This is a genomic window from Bacillus sp. JZ105 (genome assembly GCF_053903125.1).
The window spans coordinates 2,451,725-2,471,193 of sequence record NZ_CP096387.1; the positions used below are offsets into that span (position 1 = coordinate 2,451,725).

General features: G+C 42.5%; 23 protein-coding genes and 1 other annotated feature. Of the genes, 4 read left to right on the forward strand and 19 right to left on the reverse strand.

Annotation, left to right across the window (positions count from 1 at the left end; all coding sequences use genetic code 11):
- Positions 1 to 88: 88 nt before the first annotated feature.
- The 13 genes from udk to M1D81_RS12670 form a co-directional block, all read right to left on the reverse strand.
- The gene (gene udk / locus M1D81_RS12610) at positions 89 to 721 is read right to left on the reverse strand and encodes a uridine kinase (protein ID WP_024423106.1); all 633 of its coding nucleotides are present in this window, start codon (positions 719 to 721) and stop codon (positions 89 to 91) included.
- A gap of 7 nt (positions 722 to 728) precedes the next feature.
- Positions 729 to 1,997: a peptidase U32 family protein gene (locus tag M1D81_RS12615; protein ID WP_456266727.1), complete on the reverse strand. Its 1,269-nt coding sequence runs from the start codon at positions 1,995 to 1,997 to the stop codon at positions 729 to 731.
- Positions 1,998 to 2,017: 20 nt separating this feature from the next.
- The gene (locus tag M1D81_RS12620) at positions 2,018 to 2,947 is read right to left on the reverse strand and encodes a peptidase U32 family protein (protein ID WP_456266726.1); all 930 of its coding nucleotides are present in this window, start codon (positions 2,945 to 2,947) and stop codon (positions 2,018 to 2,020) included.
- Positions 2,944 to 3,609 carry an O-methyltransferase gene (locus tag M1D81_RS12625; RefSeq protein WP_024423109.1) on the reverse strand — a complete coding sequence of 222 codons (666 nt, stop codon included), beginning with the start codon at positions 3,607 to 3,609 and terminating at the stop codon, positions 2,944 to 2,946. The genes M1D81_RS12620 and M1D81_RS12625 overlap by 4 nt, the downstream gene beginning before the upstream one ends.
- A 211-nt stretch (positions 3,610 to 3,820) precedes the next feature.
- Positions 3,821 to 4,903 carry an endolytic transglycosylase MltG gene (gene mltG / locus M1D81_RS12630; RefSeq protein WP_456266725.1) on the reverse strand — a complete coding sequence of 361 codons (1,083 nt, stop codon included), beginning with the start codon at positions 4,901 to 4,903 and terminating at the stop codon, positions 3,821 to 3,823.
- Positions 4,904 to 4,967: 64 nt separating this feature from the next.
- On the reverse strand, positions 4,968 to 5,285 hold the full coding sequence (locus tag M1D81_RS12635; RefSeq protein ID WP_456270903.1) for a hypothetical protein: 318 nt from the start codon (positions 5,283 to 5,285) through the stop codon (positions 4,968 to 4,970).
- A gap of 45 nt (positions 5,286 to 5,330) precedes the next feature.
- A complete protein-coding gene (locus M1D81_RS12640; protein ID WP_456266724.1) occupies positions 5,331 to 5,459 on the reverse strand; it encodes a hypothetical protein in 129 nt (42 codons plus the stop codon).
- Positions 5,447 to 5,671 (reverse strand): AMP-binding enzyme, encoded by a 225-nt coding sequence (locus tag M1D81_RS12645; RefSeq protein WP_456266723.1) that lies wholly within the window; start codon positions 5,669 to 5,671, stop codon positions 5,447 to 5,449. The genes M1D81_RS12640 and M1D81_RS12645 overlap by 13 nt, the downstream gene beginning before the upstream one ends.
- A gap of 102 nt (positions 5,672 to 5,773) precedes the next feature.
- Complete coding sequence (locus M1D81_RS12650) at positions 5,774 to 6,055, reverse strand: DUF1292 domain-containing protein (protein WP_024423112.1); 282 nt, start codon at positions 6,053 to 6,055, stop codon at positions 5,774 to 5,776.
- Positions 6,056 to 6,070: 15 nt separating this feature from the next.
- Positions 6,071 to 6,487: a Holliday junction resolvase RuvX gene (gene ruvX / locus M1D81_RS12655; RefSeq protein WP_024423113.1), complete on the reverse strand. Its 417-nt coding sequence runs from the start codon at positions 6,485 to 6,487 to the stop codon at positions 6,071 to 6,073.
- A 3-nt stretch (positions 6,488 to 6,490) separates the two neighbouring features.
- Entirely contained in the window at positions 6,491 to 6,757 is a 267-nt protein-coding gene (locus M1D81_RS12660) for an IreB family regulatory phosphoprotein (protein WP_008358522.1), read from the reverse strand.
- A gap of 89 nt (positions 6,758 to 6,846) precedes the next feature.
- On the reverse strand, positions 6,847 to 9,483 hold the full coding sequence (gene alaS, locus M1D81_RS12665) for an alanine--tRNA ligase (RefSeq protein ID WP_456266722.1): 2,637 nt from the start codon (positions 9,481 to 9,483) through the stop codon (positions 6,847 to 6,849).
- A gap of 79 nt (positions 9,484 to 9,562) precedes the next feature.
- Positions 9,563 to 9,770, reverse strand: a binding site (T-box leader).
- A 44-nt stretch (positions 9,771 to 9,814) separates the two neighbouring features.
- Complete coding sequence (locus tag M1D81_RS12670) at positions 9,815 to 10,879, reverse strand: AI-2E family transporter (protein WP_456266721.1); 1,065 nt, start codon at positions 10,877 to 10,879, stop codon at positions 9,815 to 9,817.
- A gap of 230 nt (positions 10,880 to 11,109) precedes the next feature.
- On the opposite strand from M1D81_RS12670, the gene M1D81_RS12675 reads away from it, so the two are divergent.
- The 4 genes from M1D81_RS12675 (at position 11,110) to M1D81_RS12690 (ending at position 14,058) form a co-directional block, all read left to right on the forward strand.
- Complete coding sequence (locus M1D81_RS12675) at positions 11,110 to 11,838, forward strand: amino acid ABC transporter ATP-binding protein (protein WP_024423116.1); 729 nt, start codon at positions 11,110 to 11,112, stop codon at positions 11,836 to 11,838.
- Positions 11,839 to 11,851: 13 nt separating this feature from the next.
- Positions 11,852 to 12,661, forward strand: a complete 810-nt coding sequence (locus M1D81_RS12680; protein ID WP_456266720.1) for a transporter substrate-binding domain-containing protein — start codon at positions 11,852 to 11,854, stop codon at positions 12,659 to 12,661.
- A 77-nt stretch (positions 12,662 to 12,738) separates the two neighbouring features.
- Positions 12,739 to 13,392, forward strand: a complete 654-nt coding sequence (locus tag M1D81_RS12685) for an amino acid ABC transporter permease (protein ID WP_456266719.1) — start codon at positions 12,739 to 12,741, stop codon at positions 13,390 to 13,392.
- 15 nt (positions 13,393 to 13,407) lie between these two features.
- Positions 13,408 to 14,058 (forward strand): amino acid ABC transporter permease, encoded by a 651-nt coding sequence (locus tag M1D81_RS12690; protein ID WP_456266718.1) that lies wholly within the window; start codon positions 13,408 to 13,410, stop codon positions 14,056 to 14,058.
- A gap of 102 nt (positions 14,059 to 14,160) precedes the next feature.
- On the opposite strand, the gene M1D81_RS12695 is transcribed toward M1D81_RS12690, so the two are convergent.
- The 6 genes from M1D81_RS12695 to mnmA all read right to left on the reverse strand — a co-directional run bounded on the left by M1D81_RS12695 (position 14,161) and on the right by mnmA (position 19,381).
- Positions 14,161 to 14,292 (reverse strand): YrzQ family protein, encoded by a 132-nt coding sequence (locus M1D81_RS12695; protein ID WP_003216198.1) that lies wholly within the window; start codon positions 14,290 to 14,292, stop codon positions 14,161 to 14,163.
- A 20-nt stretch (positions 14,293 to 14,312) separates the two neighbouring features.
- Complete coding sequence (locus M1D81_RS12700; protein WP_003216308.1) at positions 14,313 to 14,504, reverse strand: hypothetical protein; 192 nt, start codon at positions 14,502 to 14,504, stop codon at positions 14,313 to 14,315.
- A gap of 13 nt (positions 14,505 to 14,517) precedes the next feature.
- Positions 14,518 to 15,036, reverse strand: coding sequence for a PRC-barrel domain-containing protein (locus M1D81_RS12705; RefSeq protein ID WP_051582016.1), 519 nt, complete (start codon positions 15,034 to 15,036; stop codon positions 14,518 to 14,520).
- Between the two features lie 111 nt (positions 15,037 to 15,147).
- Complete coding sequence (gene recD2 / locus M1D81_RS12710) at positions 15,148 to 17,532, reverse strand: SF1B family DNA helicase RecD2 (protein WP_456266717.1); 2,385 nt, start codon at positions 17,530 to 17,532, stop codon at positions 15,148 to 15,150.
- Positions 17,533 to 17,551: 19 nt separating this feature from the next.
- Positions 17,552 to 18,205 (reverse strand): tetratricopeptide repeat protein, encoded by a 654-nt coding sequence (locus tag M1D81_RS12715; protein WP_456266716.1) that lies wholly within the window; start codon positions 18,203 to 18,205, stop codon positions 17,552 to 17,554.
- Between the two features lie 57 nt (positions 18,206 to 18,262).
- Positions 18,263 to 19,381, reverse strand: a complete 1,119-nt coding sequence (gene mnmA / locus M1D81_RS12720; protein ID WP_456266715.1) for a tRNA 2-thiouridine(34) synthase MnmA — start codon at positions 19,379 to 19,381, stop codon at positions 18,263 to 18,265.
- Positions 19,382 to 19,469: the final 88 nt, after the last annotated feature.

Sequence of the window (19,469 nt, forward strand, 5' to 3'; positions counted from 1 at the left end):
AAGACAAAGGCTAAAATAAAGATCATTTTAGCCCTTTGTCAACAATCTGAGACCTTTACAGTGTAAAGGTCTTTTGCTTCTCCACCATTTACTCTGCTCGGTTTTGAAGAATCGTTTGAATTTTTGTCACCATTAAGTCGATCGCCACATGGTTTTGGCCGCCTTCTGGGATGATGATATCGGCGTATCGTTTCGTCGGTTCAATGAATTGATTATGCATCGGTCTGACAACAGATACATATTGTTCAATCACAGAATCGATCGACCGGCCTCTTTCCTTCGTATCGCGTAAAATGCGGCGGATGATGCGAAGGTCTGCATCTGTATCAACATATAGTTTAATATCCATTAAGTCTCTCAAACGTTCGTCTTCGAGCGCAAAGATACCTTCAACGATAATGACATCCTTCGGCTCAACATGAACCGTCTCTTCTGAACGTGTGTTTAGTTTAAAATCGTATATTGGTTTTTCAATGGATTCGTATCTTAGGAGCTGTTCCAAATGCTCAAACATCAGGTCATTGTCGAATGCAAGCGGATGATCATAGTTCGTGAGCAGGCGCTCTTCAAATGGCATATGACTTTGATTTTTGTAATATAAGTCTTGCTGAAGCATGAGGATGGAATGTCCTTTAAATTTTTCATAGATTGAATTGGTGACGCTCGTTTTACCCGAACCCGAGCCGCCAGCAATACCAATGACAACTGGTTTACTCCTCATGTGGCTGTTATTTCCCCTTTCTCATCATGTTGCTAGGGTATACTTTTTGATCAAGCTTGAATTTGACGATTTGCAGCGGATGACGAGCGGCATCTAGTTCATTTCCTTTTTCATCCCAAATCGTCTCAATTTTGCATGTGAAATTCTCAATTTCTGGTCCGAAGAATTCGACTTCGTCGCCTTGCTTAAAGAAGTTACGCTGCTGCAATGTCACGATTTGTTCTTTTTCATCATAATGAAGAACAAGACCTGCGAAATCAAATGTCGTTTTCTTCCCATGGATGCCAAACATTTGTTCATCCGTTCCTGGTACGCCTTCGAAAAAGGCTGGTGCTGTGTCACGGTTTGCGCATTTATCTAATTCATCTAACCATTCCTGCTGAATGACAAAATTGTCTGGGTCAGCACAATACGCATCAATGACTTTGCGATATACACTTACAACAGTGGCAACATAATGAATGGATTTCATCCGTCCTTCGATTTTTAAGCTGTCAATTCCCATTTCGATCATTTGAGGAATGGATTCAATAAGCTTCAAATCTTTTGGACTCATTGCAAATGGCGCATCTTCCTCGCCAAATAAAGGCGCTTCCTCAGAACCTTCTAGTTTATAAAGATCATAATCCCAGCGGCAGGACTGGCAGCAGCCTCCGCGGTTAGAATCTCTTGCCGTCATATGGTTACTGAGCACGCAGCGGCCAGAGTATGCGATACACATCGCACCGTGAATGAATGTTTCGATTTCAATATCGACCTTTTCTTTCATTTCTCTAATTTCTAACGCACTAGTTTCACGTGCGAGCACCACACGCTCAAGCCCTTCTTCCTTCCAAAACTGAACAGCTTTCCAATTTGAAAGAGACTGCTGTGTGCTTAAATGGACTTCAAGTTTCGGTGCAACACGTTTACATGTTTCAATGATCAGTGGATCAGCTACGATAATGCCTGCTACTCCAGCGCCTTCAATCCCTTGAAGGTATTCCTCCAGCCCGTCCATGTTTTCATTGTGGGCGAAGATATTTGTTGTCACATAAATGCGTGCGCCATATTTGTTTGCAAATGCGACACCTTCTGCCATTTCTTCAATTGAAAAGTTATCTGCATTTGAGCGAAGTCCAAATTCTTTCCCGCCAATAAAGACAGCGTCAGCTCCGTAATGTACAGCAATTTTCAGTTTTTCCAAGTTTCCTGCGGGTGCAAGCAGTTCTGGTTTTTTTGTAATGACACGTTTCCCATCAATCATTTCAGAAATACCATCTTTCAATAATGCCATTTCCTCTGCCTCCTCTTATCTTAATAAACCGTTTCTTTAAAGAAGAACCCTGTATCAATCGAGCGATTCACTGGCTGAATCTCTTCAATCCGCTTCACCCAGTCATCTTTCTGATCTTCATACGCGTCTTTGTCAGTCGTTAGTAAATCAATTGCTTTTCTATAAAATGATGTCACCTCTGTCATATAAGAAAGTGACTTTAAAATTCCGTCAATTTTAAATGAGTCAATGCCTGCGTCAACAAACTCTTCTAATTCGTCAATCATACACACATCATTTGGACTCATAATATGTGTTCCGTTTGCATCCTCGAAAATAGGATATTTGTTTTGACGCTCTTGGTCATGCAGGAATAGCCCTTCCTCCATGTTTCTGCCTACGACATCCATTTGTTTGCCTTGGTATTCAAAGTAGTTGCCGATGAGTGTACGTTTCGATTGAAACATACATGTCATGCCATGGACTTGAATTTCAATCTCCACTTCAGCATTTTCTTTGATGTCGATCACACTGTCCATATTCAGCTCTTTTGCAAGAACAGCACGGGATGCGCCTTTTCTGCCCCAGTAGTTACAAGTGTAATAGTTTGTCCCAGTCGTTTCTGTACTCCAGTGAAGATTCAGGTTCACTCCTGTTTCCTTTGCTGCCATGATCACGGCTGGGTCTCCAAAGACGACGCCGTCCACGCTTAATGAATCGAGAAAGGTTAAATAATCTCCAAGCAGCTGCACGCGGTCATTATGAAAAATCGCATTCATCGCTACATACACTTTTTTGTGATGGGCATGTGCAAGCAGAGCCGTTTGTTTCACATCTTCTCTTGAAAACTCACCTGCAAGACGAATACCGTATGTTTGTTCGCCTATTAAGAATGCATCAGCTCCTGCCTCAATTAATGGCAGTACGTCTGACACGCTGCTTGGCGTCACAAGCAATTCTGGTTTCTTCATGATTGGTCACCTCTTTTTGTACTAATGGCGATCCCGTCTCCAACTGGAATAATACACGTTTGGAAATCAGGGTTTGACATGAGCCATTGATTGTATCGATCAATTTTTCCAATTAATTGTTTTTTTCGTTTATCTTCAATTTCTTCTTCATAATTCGTTGCCACTAAGCCTTTGAATAAGACATTGTCTGTGATAATCATTCCGTCGTGAGCAAGCATCGGTTCAAACAATTCAAAGAAACGCTTGTACTGCCCTTTTGCGGCATCAATAAAGATCACATCATAGGGCGCCATCGTTTGGACCGTTTTAGCCGATTCCATCGCATCACCAAAAAACACGTGTATTCTTTCTTTTAACTTTAATTCCTCAATGTTCCGCGTTGCTTCTTCATAGCGTTTTGCATTTCGCTCAATCGTATAAATCTCAGCGTCTGGAAGAGCTGTTGCCATTCGAATAGCGGAATAGCCAATCGCTGTCCCAACCTCAAGAATTTTCTTCGGCTGTTTCATCGAAAGCAGCTGCAGTAAAAGCTCAATGCTCACCTTTTCCATAATTGGCACATGATGCTCTTTTGCATAGATCTCTAATTGAGCGATTGCATCAGGACTTGGGTGAATTAAATGTTCAATATAATCATTTATTCGATCATCTTCGATAGTCATTATCTGTCTAGCTCCTTCATGACCTGAAAAAGAAGAGTCCTGCCTATTGCAGCTCTCTTTCTCGTCAATCTTTCGTTCATCTAAGTAAAAACAACCCGATATATTTTACCACAAAGAAGTGGCAATTGCGAACCTATAAAAAGGAGTTTCCAACGAAAAAAACTGCAGGCAATCTCGTATTGTCTACAGTCTTTTTCGATTCACTTGTCCATTAATTGCTGCCTGTGATGTATTTCGCTTTTGCTTTATTATGCTCATTTAACGTTTTCGTAAATACGACTTCTCCATTTTTCTTCGCAAGGAAGTAAATGTAATCCGTTTTCTCTGGATGCAATGCGGCTTTCCAAGAGGATTCACCAGCATTTGCAATAGGTCCAGGCGGCAGCCCTTTGTTGTTATACGTGTTATAAGGAGATTTCACTTTTAGGTCTTTGTAATACACGCGGGATTTATGCTCACCAAGTGCATAAAGAACGGTTGGGTCAGTTTGAAGCGGCATGTGCTTTTTCAACCGGTTATAAAATACACTTGAGATTTTTGCCCGATCTGTCTTTTCTGTTGCTTCCATTTCAATCAGTGATGCCATCGTTAACACATCATGTATGGACATGTTTCTCTTTTTCATGTCTTTTTCATACGTCTTCACGTATTGATCTGTTTGTTTAATCATCGTTTCAATGATCGTTTCGAGCGATTCATCCTCACGATAAAATGGATACGTAGCAGGGAATAAATAACCCTCCAACGGGTGTTTCACCTGTTTTCCATTCACCTGTGAAGTCACGGTTTTCGGATATTTTTTCATTACCGTTTGAATAAAAGCAGGATCATCCAGCTTCGCTTCAACTTCCTTCGCTGAAAAATTCGTCTGATTTGCAATAATGGCTGCAATATCAGACAGCTGTCTTCCCTCTGGAATCACAAGCTGAAAGGCGTAATCTGTCCCGCCAGATGTCAGCTTTTTGATCAGCGTGTCTGCGTCCATTGTTTGTTTTAAATGGAAATATCCCGCTTTAAAGCCGGACGCCTTTTTGTATTTTGCATAATAAGTGAAAATCGTGTCATTCGAAATGAGCCCATTTTCTTTTAAAATGCCCGCAATTTCGCGGACAGATGTCCCATTTGGAATATGAATATTAATGGCTTGTTTACTTTTTTGATCGACCGGTCCGAGTGCTGATTTAACATAAAAAAAGCCTGATAATGCTGCAATGATGATGACAGCAAGGACAGATAACAGGACGATCCCCATTTTTCTTTTAAAAAATGGTCGTTTCTTTTGTTCTGAAAACATGCATGGCCCTCCTCACATCTAGCTTTTATAGTACATCATTCGACGGAGTTCGGCAATTCCTTGCTCACGCATGTCGTGACAAAACTTGCCACAAAACGGCTAAACCAACGCCGCCACCGCTTCCAATAGCAGCCATGACACAGCTTCCATTCGGTAAGGCGTGCGCTTCATAACATAATCTCACCATCATAGCAGCTCCTGATGCGCTGTATGGATGCCCAAGGCAAAGTGCACCGCCTCTTCTATTGATCCGGTCATATGGTATCCCCAGCGTCCGGGCAATAAGTGCAGCTTTCAGCGCAAACGCTTCATTGATTTCAAATAACGCCACTTCTTCTGCCTTGATGTTCTCTTGATGTAAAAGTTTCTTGATCGCATCAATTGGTGAAGCAGCTGGAAAATGAGGATGTGGGCAAAGCCTGTATTTTTACCGGGAAAAGGAACTGTGACCGCCCCGAATAAGGGGAGCGGCTAATTGCTCTGGGCGAGAATTTTTCAGCATCCCATTTTTGTCACCGAAGGGTGTTCGTTTTGCTTGTACGATCACTGCTTGCATGACAATTGCTCCTCCGCCCACTTTTTCATGCTCGCGCGGGCTATTTTTCCGCCGGATGTTTCAATCATTTGATCAATCACAAGCCATTTTTTTGGTACCTTGTAGGCCGCCAGCTTTTCTTTAACAGCTTGTCGAACCGCCTTTATTTGCGGCACTTGCTCCGGTATGGCAACAGGGATTTCACCCCAATATGGGTCAGGAACGCCAACCACACATTATGTCAACATAAAATGAAATTAAGTTAACATAGTGATCGTAAAAAAAGACCTGTGAAGAAAGATCAAGAAGATCTGTTCACAGGCCTTTTATTTGTTCTATTCTTCGTCTTCTTGATCTAAGAACGTATTTAACGTTTCTTCAATCATGTCCCACTCTTCATCCGTTTCAATCGGCTCTAGCTCGCCATCTTCACCGTCTTCGTTCGGTGTAAAGCTTGATGCATGAATTTCAATTTCCTCATTGTCTTGTTCAGAAATTGGGTAGTAAAGGACATAAGATTTGTTAAAATGGTCGCTTTCAAAAGTAAATAGTACTTCGCAAAGCTGTTCATTTCCATTATCATCAACGATTGTAATTTGCTTTTCTCCGTGTTCCATTTGATTCACCTCATTTTAATTTAAGCTGTCTAAATACCCTTGCAGGATCATGACAGCCGCCATTTTATCAATGACTTTTTTACGCTTTTGTCTGCTCACATCTGCAGAGATGAGCATTTTTTCCGCTGCCATTGTTGACAGACGCTCGTCCCAAAGCACAACAGGAACATTGTACGTGTTTTCTAGCACTTTCGCAAATGATTGGCTGGCTTCGCCTCTAGGACCGACCGTACCGTTCATATTTTTTGGAAAGCCAAGTACAATTTTATCCGCTCCGTATTCCGCTATGATCTCAGACAGGCGGCTGAGACCAAAGTCTCCGCCTGCTTCATCAATTTTAATTGTTTCAATCCCTTGCGCTGTCCATCCCATTTCATCACTGATCGCAACACCAAGGGTTTTCGTGCCTAAATCTAAGCCCAAAATTCTCATGTTTTACGCCTCTTTATGTGTCTCTAAGTACGATTTAACCAATTCCTCAATTAATTCGTCTCGTTCTAGTTTACGAATTAGGTTGCGTGCATCCTGATGTCTTGGAATATAAGCAGGGTCGCCTGACAGCAAGTATCCGACAATTTGATTGATCGGGTTGTATCCTTTTTCTTGGAGTGCGTCATGAACTGTAATGAGCACTTCATTCACATTGGTTTCAGCTGAATCATCAGAGAAGTTAAACTTCATTGTCTTATCAAATGAACTCACTGCTTCTTGCACCTCTCTTCCAACATTCTACTAGCAAGCTTTTTTCTAACCGCTCATCTAATACCATTATTCTACACTACATTGCCTGATTATAAAACGGATTTGACAGATTCTTCGACAGTTGCCAGTGCTTCTTCAAGCTTTTCTGGTTGTTTTCCGCCTGCTTGTGCCATGTCTGGACGTCCGCCTCCGCCTCCGCCGCAGATTTCAGCTGCCTGCTTCACTAGCTTCCCTGCATGCAGACCTTTTTCGATCACATCTTTTGTAACTCCTGCTGAAATGTTTACTTTTCCGTTTTGAACGGCTCCCAGGACGATGACAGCTGATCCTAATTTAGCTTTTAAATCATCAACCATTGTTCTTAAATGGTTCATGTCTTTAGCATTTACTTTTTCAGTTAATACTTTCACTCCGCCAACTTCTGTCACTTTCTCTAAAATAGAGCCAGCTTCTGCTTGGCTTAATTTCGCAAGGAGAGATTCGTTTTCTCTTTGAGCCTCTTTTAAATCTGCCTGTAATGAAGCAATCCGTTTTGGTACATCCTTCGTATTTGACTTCAGCTCACTTGCTGCCTGTTCTAAAATCGCCAGCTGGTCATTTAATTCTTCATAAGCGCCTTTACCAGTCACAGCTTCAATACGGCGTGTTCCAGCACCAATACCCGACTCAGATGCAATTTTAAACAAACCGATTTCCGCAGTGTTTTGCACGTGACAGCCGCCGCATAGCTCGATGCTGTAATCGCCCACTTGGACAACACGGACAATATCGCCATACTTCTCGCCAAAGAGCGCCATTGCACCCATTTCTTTTGCTTCAGCAATTGGTTTCAGATCAATGGCAACAGAGATACCTTCCCAAATTTTTTCGTTGACGATTTTTTCAATTTGAGACAATTCTTCTTTCGTCACTTGTCCAAAGTGAGAGAAATCAAAGCGAAGTCTGTTTTCATTTACCAATGAACCTGCTTGGTTTACGTGGCTTCCTAATACATCTTTTAGCGCCTGATGCAGAAGATGTGTCGCTGTATGGTTTTTGACAATGCCTTTTCGAAGAGCTGATTCCACTTCTGCAGTGACCTCGAGACCTTTTTGAGCCGTACCGCTTACGACGACTCCTTCATGAACATGCTGACCGTTTGGCGCTTTTTTCACATCTTTGATCTCAATGATGGCTTCTGCACTTTTTAGTGTTCCTTTATCCGCTACTTGTCCGCCGCTTTCCGCATAGAAAGGTGTTTCATCTAACAAGATTTGCACCGTGTCTCCTTCATGTGCTTCAGAGACAATTTCACCATTTTGAAGCAATTCGACAATGCGAGTTTCCGCAGTTAAATTTTCGTAGCCAACAAAGGTACTTTCCACTTTAATATCGCCTAAAGCGCCGCCTTGAACCTGCATACTGCCGACATCTTGTCTCGCATTTCTTGCCCGTTCACGCTGCTTCTCCATTTCCGCTTGAAAGCCTTCTCGATCAACTGTCATGTTTTCATCTTCTGCGTATTCTTCTGTCAGTTCGACAGGGAATCCATACGTGTCATACAGCTTAAATACATCTTCACCTGAAATTTGTGAGCTGCCTTTGTCTCTTTCTTTTTTGATCACTTCTGACAAAATAGCTAACCCTTCGTTCAGTGTTTCGTGGAAACGTTCTTCTTCGTTTTTGATGACTTTTGCAATAAATTCTTCTTTTGCTTGTACATCTGGGTAGAAATCCTTCATGATCTCAGCAACAACTGGCACTAGGTCATACATAAACGGACGGTGGATATGGATCGTTTTTGCATAACGCACAGCGCGGCGCAGCAAACGTCTTAATACATATCCGCGGCCTTCATTGGAAGGAAGCGCACCGTCACTTACAGCAAAAGCAACTGTCCGGATATGGTCAGCAATGACTTTAAATGCTGTATCTTTTTCCTTCGCCAAACCATAGCTTTCTCCAGAAATGGTTTCGACTGCACGAATAATCGGCATGAAAAGGTCTGTATCGAAGTTCGTTGGCACATTTTGAATGACAGATACCATTCGTTCAAGACCCATCCCTGTATCAATGTTTTTCTTCGGCAGTGGGGTGTATGATCCATCTGGATTATGGTTGAATTCAGAGAACACGAGATTCCATACTTCTAAATAACGTTCGTTTTCCCCGCCTGGATATAATTCTGGATCGTTCATATCGTTACCGTAAGATTCACCGCGGTCATAGAAAATTTCTGTATTCGGTCCGCTTGGGCCCTCGCCAATATCCCAGAAGTTGCCTTCAAGACGGATAATACGTTCTTCAGGCACACCAATTTTATCTCTCCAAAGGATATATGCTTCTTCGTCCTCTGGGTGGACTGTCACAGATAACAAATTCGGATCAAAGCCAATCCACTCTTCACTAGTGAGGAATTCCCACGCCCATTCAATGGCCTCTTCTTTAAAATAATCACCAATAGAAAAGTTGCCAAGCATTTCAAAGAACGTGTGATGACGTGCTGTTTTCCCTACATTTTCAATATCATTCGTACGAATCGATTTTTGCGCGTTGCAAATACGCGGATTGTCAGGTATAACGCGGCCATCAAAGTATTTTTTTAATGTTGCCACCCCACTGTTGATCCATAAAAGTGTCGGATCGTCATGCGGTACAAGTGACGCACTCGGTTCTACAGCATGTCCTTTTTCTTTAAAAAAGTCTAAAAACATTTGACGTACTTGAGCTGAAGTTAAAGTTTTCATTCAAAAATCCTCCCTTTTCATTCTTCAATCTCCACACAAACGAAAAACATCCCGCCCTATGCAAGCACAAAACGACTTACACAGGGACGAGATGTTCTCGCGGTACCACCCTGATTATAGACACATTCGTCTATCACCTTCACATCCGATAACGCCGGAAGAGAGCGGCAGTGTTTATCTGCACTCGGGACTAGCTTCCGTTAAAGGTCTGATAAGGCTTTTCTCAGCAAATAAAGCCTCTCTCTGCAACAGCTTTTTAACGTACTCGGGTCCGTCATTGAATTTCAATATGTATGAATCGAAATTATTATAGACAACTCGGCTCATCTTGTCAATGAGCGCTTCGTCTCATCAGGATATATTGCACAATGATCACCCTGATAATCGCAGCTGCTGGTACGGCTAAAATCATCCCAATTAAGCCAAACAGCTCCCCTCCTGCAAGCAAGACAAGCATAATGACGACAGGATGCATATGAAGACTTCTCCCTACAATGATCGGGCTGAGAACATTGCTCTCTAAAAATTGCAGCACCGCTACTGTGATCAATACGATGATGACCGATTTCACTGAGATGGTAAACGCAATAAAGATGGCAGGAACTGCGCCAATTATCGGTCCAAAATACGGAATCACGTTCGTTGCTCCTATCAGCATGCCAAGAACGAGCGGATACGGGATATGAAAAAGCCAGAGCACTATGGCTGCTGCACCCCCGATTAAAGAACAGACAAGCAGCTGCCCTCGAATATAATCACCAAGCGATTCATCCACTGCTTTGACAAAGGCATGCCCCCTCTTCCTAAATGACGGCGGCGTTAAATACCATGCCGCCCGCTTCATCGTACTCATGTCTTTTACCATATAAAAAACAAGAAAAGGGATGAGTGCTGCAACTAAAGCGTAATCAAATAAAACCTTACAGCTAAGAATCATCCGCTCAGCGCTGTTGGCTGCATATGTCTCTGATTGAACAATAAAGCGGTCCAAGCGGTCATGAAGTCCGTCGGGCCAGTGGCTCGTATGACGATGAATATGTGATAAAGCGCCATTATACGTTTCAGCGATGACAGGAATTTGTTCTGACAGCTCATTTAACTGTGCGATCATAACAGGCGCTCCTTTATAAACCGCAAAACCAATCCCGCCAAAAAACAGCACATAGATAAGTAAGAGACTGACTGTTCTCGGCAGCCCTCGTGCATGCAGTCTTTCCACAATCGGATAAAGCAGATAAGAAATAAAAATAGCGATGAGAAGCGGAATGAGAACCGCCTTCAGCAATAAAAAAACAGGCATCCATAACTCGTCGAGCTGCAGTAAAATGAGCAAGGATGCAAGGACAAGCAGGACCCCTGCAGCATATATCAGAAATTGGATGGGACGTTTCTTCACCTTTTTCACCTCTTTTCTTATTGTTTAACCATTTTCTGCAATTATCCACGTAAATAAAATTTGTCCTAACTTTGTTAAAAATGAATACACATGAAACATACAGCTCCATCCAAAGTCACTGTTTGCTGTAAAATATCGTCAGAAAATATTCCATCATTTACTTCTTTTTACACAAGTTGTGCTAGAATCCACTTTAGCTTTAGCCAATGAAACACAAGAGGAGGTTCTTCATGATCACATTCGAAGAAGTCAACAAGCATTATGGCCAGTTCCATGTACTTAAGGACATTAACCTACATATTCAAAAAGGGGAGGTTGTTGTGATCATCGGTCCTTCAGGGTCTGGTAAAAGCACGATGCTCAGGTGTATCAATCGTCTTGAAAGCATTGATGCGGGAAAAGTTCTCGTCAACCAAGTGTCTGTTCAGCATCCGAAGACCAACATCAATCTTGTCAGGCAAAATATCGGAATGGTCTTTCAGCATTTTCACCTCTATCCGCATAAGACGGTGCTTGAAAACATTATGCTTGCGCCGATGAAGGTCAAAAAAGTGAGCAAGGAAGAAGCAAAGGAAACAGCTGAATTTTATTTAAATAAAGTCGGCATCCCTGAAAAGGCAGACACCTATCCTTCACGACTCTCGGGCGGACAGCAGCAGCGCGTTGCCATTGCAAGAGGGCTTGCGATGAAGCCGGAGGTGATGCTTTTCGACGAACCGACATCTGCACTTGATCCAGAGATGATCGGCGAGGTATTAGATGTGATGAAGCAGCTGGCTCGTGAAGGCATGACCATGGTTGTCGTCACACATGAGATGGGCTTTGCCCGCGAAGTAGCCGACCGCATTGTCTTTATTGATGAAGGCAGAATTCTTGAAGAATCAACACCAGCTGCATTTTATGAAAAACCGCAAGAGAAACGTGCTCAATTATTTTTAAGCCGTATTTTAAATCACTAGGGGGAATGGTTTGATGAAAAAAATGAAACGCTTTGGCCTGCTGCTCTTTATGACTTGCTGCATTACCGCTTTGGCTGCTTGTGGATCTACTGAAAAAGGGTCAACTGATGCAAAACAAGGAAGTTCTTTAGAAACCATAAAGAAAGACAAAAAAATCATTTTCGGTGTAAAAAATGATACACGTCTATTCGGTCTAAAAAATCCGAGCACCGGTGATATTGAAGGGTTTGATATTGATATTGCAAAAGCCATCACAAAGGAAATACTCGGCGATAAAGGAAAAGCAGAATTTAAGGAAGTGACATCTAAAACAAGAATTCCTTTGCTTCAAAAAGGGGATATCCATGCGATTGTTGCGACCATGACAATTACAGAAGAGCGTAAAAAAGAAGTCAATTTCTCAGATGTTTACTTTGAAGCAGGACAATCACTGCTTGTGAAAAAAGGAAGCGGCATTCAATCCATTGATGATCTTAAAAAAGGAACGAAGGTGCTGGCCGTGAAAGGCTCTACTTCTTCTCAAAATATACGCGAGAAAGCACCTGAAGCATCCGTATTAGAATTTGAGAACTATCAGGAGGCTTTTACAGCATTAAAGTCAAACCAAGGGCAAGTGCTGACAACGGATAATGCGATCTTATTTGGTATGGCAGATGAGGATTCAAATTATGAAGTGGTCGGCGGCACTTTTACCGATGAGCCTTATGGCATTGCTGTGAAAAAAGGAGATCAAGAATTAACAGATGCGATCAATAAAGCCTTAAAAACGTTAAAAGACAATGGAAAGTATGACAAGATTCTTAAAAAATGGATCAAAGAATAACATTTGATTCGTTAAGATCAATGCCTCAGGTGAGCCGCTCAAAGGCTCCCCTGTTGATCAGGAAGGAAGTGAACTGATTGCTGCGGTTTTCCATTCTCACTGAAAATGTTCATCTTTATTTAGAAGGCTTTAAATATACCATTGGTGCAAGTGTCATTGCTCTGATTGGAAGCTTTTTGATCGGTACATTCATTGCCATTATGAGAATTGCGCCATTTAGGCCGCTCAACTGGTTCGGAACGGCTTATGTTGAATTTATTCGGAATATTCCGTTATTATTGATCACCTTTGTTTTCTTCTTTGGTTTACCCGTACTGGGTATTGTAGCAGATGGCTTCACTGCTGGTACGATTGCTCTTGCCATTTATACGTCTGCCTTTATTGCTGAAGCCATTCGTGCAGGGATACAAGCTGTACCGCTTGGACAAATGGAAGCCGCCCGCGCCTCAGGTCTGTCATATGGCGGGACGATGCGGTATATCATTTTGCCGCAGGCGATTAAAATCGTCATTCCCCCTCTTGGGAATCAATTTATTAACCTTGTCAAAAACTCCTCGATTTTAGGTGTCATTGCAGGGTTTGATCTCATGTATCAAGGAGACCTTATTGCATCTAGAACCTTTGTGACGTTTGATGTCTACATCTTTGTTGCGATGTTCTATCTGCTATTAACCATTCCGCTCAGTCTAGGCGTCGGTTATTTAGAAAGAAGATTAGCAAGAAGCCACTAGAAAGGAGGAAACATCATGGATTTTATAGGTGCCTACCAGCCTGATCATCTCGCCTTTTTACTTGAAGGATTTGCCGTCACCTTAAAAGTGGCTTTTATCTCCATCATTTTGAGCTTTATCATTGGATTAGTCGTTGGCACATTACGGTTCGCTCAAATACCGGTTTTATCGAAGTTACTTGCGGTTGTAGTAGAGACCATTCGAAACCTGCCGCTTTTACTGATCATCTTTTTCACGTATTTTGCATTGCCTGAAATCGGCATCAAGCTAAGCATCACAGCCTCTGCCATTGCAGCTTTAACTGTGTTTGAATCTGCGATGCTGTCAGAAATTATTCGGAGCGGCCTTAAATCCATTGATAAGGGCCAGATTGAAGCAGCCAGATCTTCTGGTTTAACCTATATTCAAACACTGAAAATGATTATTATGCCGCAGGCTCTGCGCCGAATGGTGCCGCCAATTGTCAGCCAATTCATATCTCTTTTAAAAGATACGTCGCTTGCTGTAGTCATTGCACTTCCGGAATTATTACATCACGCTCAAATATTAAACGGTCAAAGCCAATCCTATTTACTGCCGATTTTCCTATTGGCAGCTATGATGTATTTTGTCGTCAATTTCAGCTTATCCATTCTTGCAAGACGCTTAGAATACAGGCAGGCATAAAAAGGACATCCGCTCTTGACGGCTGCCTAAGCGTATAGACCGGCTGGCTATCACGCTGAAAAAACAAAGGGCTAAAATGAAGATCATTTTAGCCCTTTTTGTTTACATCATTCTCATAACACGTTTTCTTAGCTTTTTCATATCCCGCTTTGAAGGCATATCATATCGGCTTGCAAAGTGATATGCGAGTGCACCTGCACCAAGCGTTAATAGTGAAGAAGTCATTTTGCCCATTCGAAATTCCCCCTTAACACTTATAGTTGAATTGAACGTTCATCGTCACTAAACAGATCATCTAAGCTGCTTAGTGTCCCGTCTTCCTCCACTTGGTGTGTAGATATTTTGCCTTTTGACAGCGTCAATTCAATAAAACAGCCCCAGCAATAATATTGATTGACCCCAATTTTTCCGATGTCTTTACATTTGCAATTTGGGCAAATGAGCATAATCAGCACCTCTTTACGTTCGGTTTAGAACCAGTGCTTCCTTTTGAACATTCATCAAGGTTCCGGCAGCCTGCAGCTGTTTCCGAATCCCTGATAGCTCTGTAAAGAAGCCGTCCGAGAGTTCATATGCTACGATTGTGCCCGAATTTGAGCAAAAGTATACATCTTCCAAAATGCCTAAATTTTCACCATCAGGCGACTGCATCATTTTCTTCTTTAATTTCGAAAATAACAAGAATGGAGCAGAGGAATCCATGCCCACTCCCTCCTGGCAGCTTACATACAAACCTTTGTCTGTCAGCTGATCAAAAGCAGAAAATGGAACGAGTGCACAGTCTTTCTTTTTCCCCTCTAACACATATCCTCCGCAGCTGCCTCCGGCTAAAAAGCAAATATCTTTTATGGAACCAAGCGATTGGGACAGCTCATCTGTATAGATCGTCATTCCTTCAAGTTCTCGGCATGTTCTCAAAATGTGCTCAACCACCTTTTGCGGAACAGTCTTATCGTGTGCGTTTGCTTCATGACTCATACGAAGAAATGGCTTCCATGAACGGAATGGGTGAAGTTCTTTTCACGCTGAAAAGAAGACAAAGGGCTAAAATAAAAATCATTTTAGCCCTTTGTCAACAATCTGAACCTTCTACTCATGCATAAAATCAAATGGAGTGATTCCCTCCATGCCAATATTTGCGTCATGTACGCTAAAAGGAAGCTCTTTTTGGAGCGCTTCAAGTTCTGCATCCATGATTTGTTCGGTTTGCACTAGCCGCATCGTTAAGGACGTTTGTCTAAGAGAATCCTCATTGTTTTTCACGCCCCACTCCAGCGCTGATTCCTCGCCGCACAGTATTAAAAACTTTTTACTGCGTGTAATGGCTGTGTACAGTAGATTCCGCCGAAGCATTCGGTAATAGCTCCTCACGACTGGCAGCACAACAATCGGGAATTCACTTCCTTGTGATTTGTGAATAGAGCAGCAATAAGCATGTGTAAATTGATGAAAATCTTTTTTTGTAAAGGTGATTTCATTTCCATCAAAGGAGATCACAGCCATGTCTTCTTTTTCTGTATTTTCTTTTGCATAAAAAATCGAGACAATTTCACCGATATCGCCGTTAAAAATGTTGTTCTCCGGCTGATTCACAAGCTGAAGCACCTTATCACCTGTCCGGTACACCACATCACCAAACGGGATTTCTCTGCCCTTTGGTTTTTTAGGATTCAAAATGTGCTGCAGCATTTTGTTGAGCTCATTGATGCCTGCTTTTCCTTTATACATCGGTGCCAGCACTTGAATATCCTTTGCCGAAAACCCTTTTTGAGCAGCATTGCTGACCACTTTCTCAATGACTTCTTTCATTTGATCAGCTGAACACTGAATGAAGGACCGATCCTTTGAGCGTGCAGTGATATCCTTTGGCAGCACACCATTTTTCATATCATGTGCAAGTTCAACAATGGTTGAGCCGTCTGCCTGCCGGTAAATATCTGTCAGGGTAACAGCCGGCACGGCTTTTGAGGCAAGCAAATCCCGTAAAACTTGGCCTGGTCCGACAGATGGCAGCTGATGTTCATCCCCTACCATAATCACTTGGATATGATCAGGAATCGCTTTAAACAAATGATTCGCAAGCCAAATATCCAGCATACTTGATTCATCAATAATGACAAGCTTGCCTTCAATCGGCTGTTCCTCATCATGAGAGAAGCCCTCCGAACCATTCCAGCCTAGCAGCCGGTGAATGGTGACAGCTGGAAGCCCTGTTGATTCTGTCATCCGTTTAGCCGCCCGTCCAGTTGGTGCCGCAAGCACAAATGGGAAGGATTCATCTTTTTTATAATCACTCGGATCAAGAGAAACACCGTGAAGATCACTGTAAAGCTCGACAATTCCTTTAATGACCGTCGTCTTCCCTGTTCCAGGCCCGCCTGTTAAAAGCAGCATCGGGGACATGAGTGCCTTTTGAATCGCTTCCTTTTGTGTCGGTGCATACTGGACGCCTAACCGCTCCTCCAGCTTGCCAAGTGCCAGCAGGAATTCTGATTCAGGAAATTGATCTGCATATTCTGATTGGGAGACGATTTTTTGAATGCGTTTGGCGACACTTTGCTCCGCATAAAATAAGGATGGATGATAGCAGCGGTCATCTTCAATGATCATTTCTTTTCCTTCGCCAAGTGCAATGATCTGATTGGCAACATCCATTTCAGTCACTTTGTAATCATTGCCGGTTTGGTTGAGCAGCTTGCGTGTTTCGACGATCAAATCTTTCGTTTGTATGTACGTATGACCGTCCTTAAGACTGGCTGTCTCCACTGTATATAGCAAGGCGGCGCGAATCCGTTCTGGGTCATTTCCTGAGATGCCTGTTCTAGCGCCAAGCTCATCCGCCTTAATAAATCCGATCCCCTCAACATCCTTAACGAGCTGATAGGGATTTTCCTCGATTTTCTGCAGCGTTTCACTCTCGTATACTTGGTAAATCTTCATGCTGAGCTGCGGACCAAAGCCATACTGATTCAGGCTGATCATGATTTGTTCCAGTCCTTGATGCTCCTGAAGCGCTGCGGCCAGCTTATCCGCCTTCTTTTTTGATAAGCGCGGTACATCATACAAAACAGCTGGGTCACGCATAATCTTATGAAGCGTCTGATTACCAAGCTTCCCCACGATTTCTTCCGCCGTCTTTTTCCCTATCCCTTCAAATAAATCACTTGAGAGATAATGTATGATTCCTTGCTTCGTTGTCGGCACTTCCTTTTGAAAATGAGTGGCCTGAAACTGTTCACCAAATTTCGAATGGCTTGTCACTTTGCCATAAAAGGTGTAGGTTTCCTCCTCATGAAGTGCGGGGAAGTAGCCTGTGACAGATGCTGTTTTTTCCTCTAAGTTTTCCGATGTTTCAATGACTTTCACCTTTAACACCGAGTATAAATTACTTTCATTATGGAAAATAACGGCTTGAATGGTCCCCTTTAAAAACGGTTCGTCCTCAAGCTTCATTTGATCTGGATGTTCCTGCACAGGTCTTCCCTCCTTCCATCTATTCTGCCTCTTGAATCAGCTTTTGCGCATGTAGTGCCAGCATATGGTCAGGCTGCACGTCAATGGCTTTACCCAGCATCTCAAGTGCTTCGTCTTTTTTCTCTAAGTACGCATACGCAACCCCTAAATTATAAAAGGCATCTGCATGCTGCGGATCACGCGTAATGACTTCTGTAAAAGTTGTCACCGCTTCCTCCAGCATGTGTTCATTGGCTAAACACATGCCAAATTGGAATCTTGCTTCATTATCTTCTTCGTTTAGTTCAACGGCACGCTGAAGATACGGCATCGCAAGCTTTGGCTGCTCTAATTTGATGAGCGTCTGCCCGAGCATATAAAACAAATCACTATTTTCCATGCCGGCTTTTAGTGCTTGTTCAAAATAGTCTTTCGCTTTCATATAGTCTTCTTTTAATGTATACACATTTCCTGCCCCGTAATAGGCTGCAGCTGCGGTGTGATCAAGTTCAATTGCTTTTCGAAAAAAGTTTAAAGCACGTTCAAATTCATTGATACTTGAAAGTAAGTTCGCAAAGTTAATATATGGAACCGGGTCCTTCGGGCTTTCTTCGATCGCTTTTGTAAAAGCTTCAGCTGCTTTTTCGATATTCCCTTGATTCAAGGCTTCTATGCCGATTTCGTTATGATTCATTCGCTCTCATCCTTTCATTAAAAAACCTCAACAGCGACGTTGAGGTTTTGAAACATGCTACACATACGACAGCTTTTGACCATCCTTGAAGACATCGTCAATTGTACCGCCGCCAAGACATTCGTCGCCATCATAAAAAACAACCGCTTGTCCCGGGGTAACAGCACGAACAGGTTCATCAAAAATAACCATCGCTTCTTGCTCACCTGTCATTTTGACCTTCACATGGTGATCTTCTTGACGGTATCTGAATTTTGCTGTGCAAGTTAATTCACCGTTTTCTCCGACAATATGAGGACGAGTCCAGCTGATATTAACGGCTGAAATGCTTTCAGAGTATAAAAGTGGATTGTGGAAGCCTTGTTCAACAAACAAGATGTTTTTCTCCAAGTCTTTTCCAACGACAAACCAAGGATCACCACTGCCGCCAATGCCAAGTCCTTGGCGCTGACCGATCGTGTAATACATTAGTCCATCGTGCTCCCCTTTTACTTCACCGTCCATTGTCTGCATCACACCAGGCTGTGCAGGCAAATATTGACTGAGGAACGTTTTAAAGTTTCTTTCTCCGATAAAGCAGATACCAGTTGAATCTTTTTTCGCTGCTGTTGCAAGCTCTGCTTCTTTAGCTAATTCACGAACCCTTTTTTTCTCTAAATCACCGATTGGGAACATGACTTTATCAAGTTGTTCCTGAGTCAGCTGATTTAAGAAATACGTTTGGTCTTTGTTTGCATCAAGACCTCGCAGCATTTTGACTCTATCGCCTGTTCTGTCAACACGGGCATAGTGGCCTGTTGCCAAATAATCTGCACCAAGTGACAATGCATGTTCAAGGAATGCCTTGAACTTAATTTCTTTGTTACACATGACATCTGGGTTTGGCGTTCTGCCCGCTTTATATTCATCAAGGAAATATTGAAACACTTTGTCCCAATATTGCTTCTCGAAATTCACTGCATAATAAGGGATTCCAATTTGGTTACATACGCGGATGACATCCTCATAGTCTTCCGTTGCTGTGCAAACACCATTTTCATCGGTGTCATCCCAGTTTTTCATAAATATGCCGATGACATCATAGCCTTGCTCCTTTAACATAAGAGCGGCAACTGATGAATCGACTCCTCCGGACATACCGACCACAACTCTTGTATCTTCTGGTCTTTTTGTCATCTTCATCAACTCCAATTTCAATGAAACAACATGCGCGTTTCGTTCTTCAGGTGCTTTGCTGTTTCATTTTTCACACACGAACAAAAGG

Bases quoted from the DNA above. Each gene is read 5' to 3' on its own strand.
- M1D81_RS12625 (WP_024423109.1), bottom strand. From the start codon at position 3,609: ATGACTATCGAAGATGATCGAATAAATGATTATATTGAACATTTAATT.
- mnmA (WP_456266715.1), bottom strand. From the start codon at position 19,381: ATGACAAAAAGACCAGAAGATACAAGAGTTGTGGTCGGTATGTCCGGA.
- alaS (WP_456266722.1), bottom strand. From the start codon at position 9,483: ATGAAAACTTTAACTTCAGCTCAAGTACGTCAAATGTTTTTAGACTTT.
- M1D81_RS12615 (WP_456266727.1), bottom strand. From the start codon at position 1,997: ATGGCATTATTGAAAGATGGTATTTCTGAAATGATTGATGGGAAACGT.
- M1D81_RS12690 (WP_456266718.1), top strand. From the start codon at position 13,408: ATGGATTTTATAGGTGCCTACCAGCCTGATCATCTCGCCTTTTTACTT.
- M1D81_RS12620 (WP_456266726.1), bottom strand. From the start codon at position 2,947: ATGAAGAAACCAGAATTGCTTGTGACGCCAAGCAGCGTGTCAGACGTA.
- M1D81_RS12705 (WP_051582016.1), bottom strand. From the start codon at position 15,036: ATGAGTCATGAAGCAAACGCACACGATAAGACTGTTCCGCAAAAGGTG.
- udk (WP_024423106.1), bottom strand. From the start codon at position 721: ATGAGGAGTAAACCAGTTGTCATTGGTATTGCTGGCGGCTCGGGTTCG.
- M1D81_RS12700 (WP_003216308.1), bottom strand. From the start codon at position 14,504: ATGCTCATTTGCCCAAATTGCAAATGTAAAGACATCGGAAAAATTGGG.
- ruvX (WP_024423113.1), bottom strand. From the start codon at position 6,487: ATGAGAATTTTGGGCTTAGATTTAGGCACGAAAACCCTTGGTGTTGCG.
- M1D81_RS12640 (WP_456266724.1), bottom strand. From the start codon at position 5,459: ATGCAAGCAGTGATCGTACAAGCAAAACGAACACCCTTCGGTGACAAA.
- M1D81_RS12715 (WP_456266716.1), bottom strand. From the start codon at position 18,205: ATGAATCATAACGAAATCGGCATAGAAGCCTTGAATCAAGGGAATATC.
- M1D81_RS12695 (WP_003216198.1), bottom strand. From the start codon at position 14,292: ATGGGCAAAATGACTTCTTCACTATTAACGCTTGGTGCAGGTGCACTC.
- mltG (WP_456266725.1), bottom strand. From the start codon at position 4,903: ATGTTTTCAGAACAAAAGAAACGACCATTTTTTAAAAGAAAAATGGGG.
- M1D81_RS12675 (WP_024423116.1), top strand. From the start codon at position 11,110: ATGATCACATTCGAAGAAGTCAACAAGCATTATGGCCAGTTCCATGTA.
- M1D81_RS12680 (WP_456266720.1), top strand. From the start codon at position 11,852: ATGAAAAAAATGAAACGCTTTGGCCTGCTGCTCTTTATGACTTGCTGC.
- M1D81_RS12650 (WP_024423112.1), bottom strand. From the start codon at position 6,055: ATGGAACACGGAGAAAAGCAAATTACAATCGTTGATGATAATGGAAAT.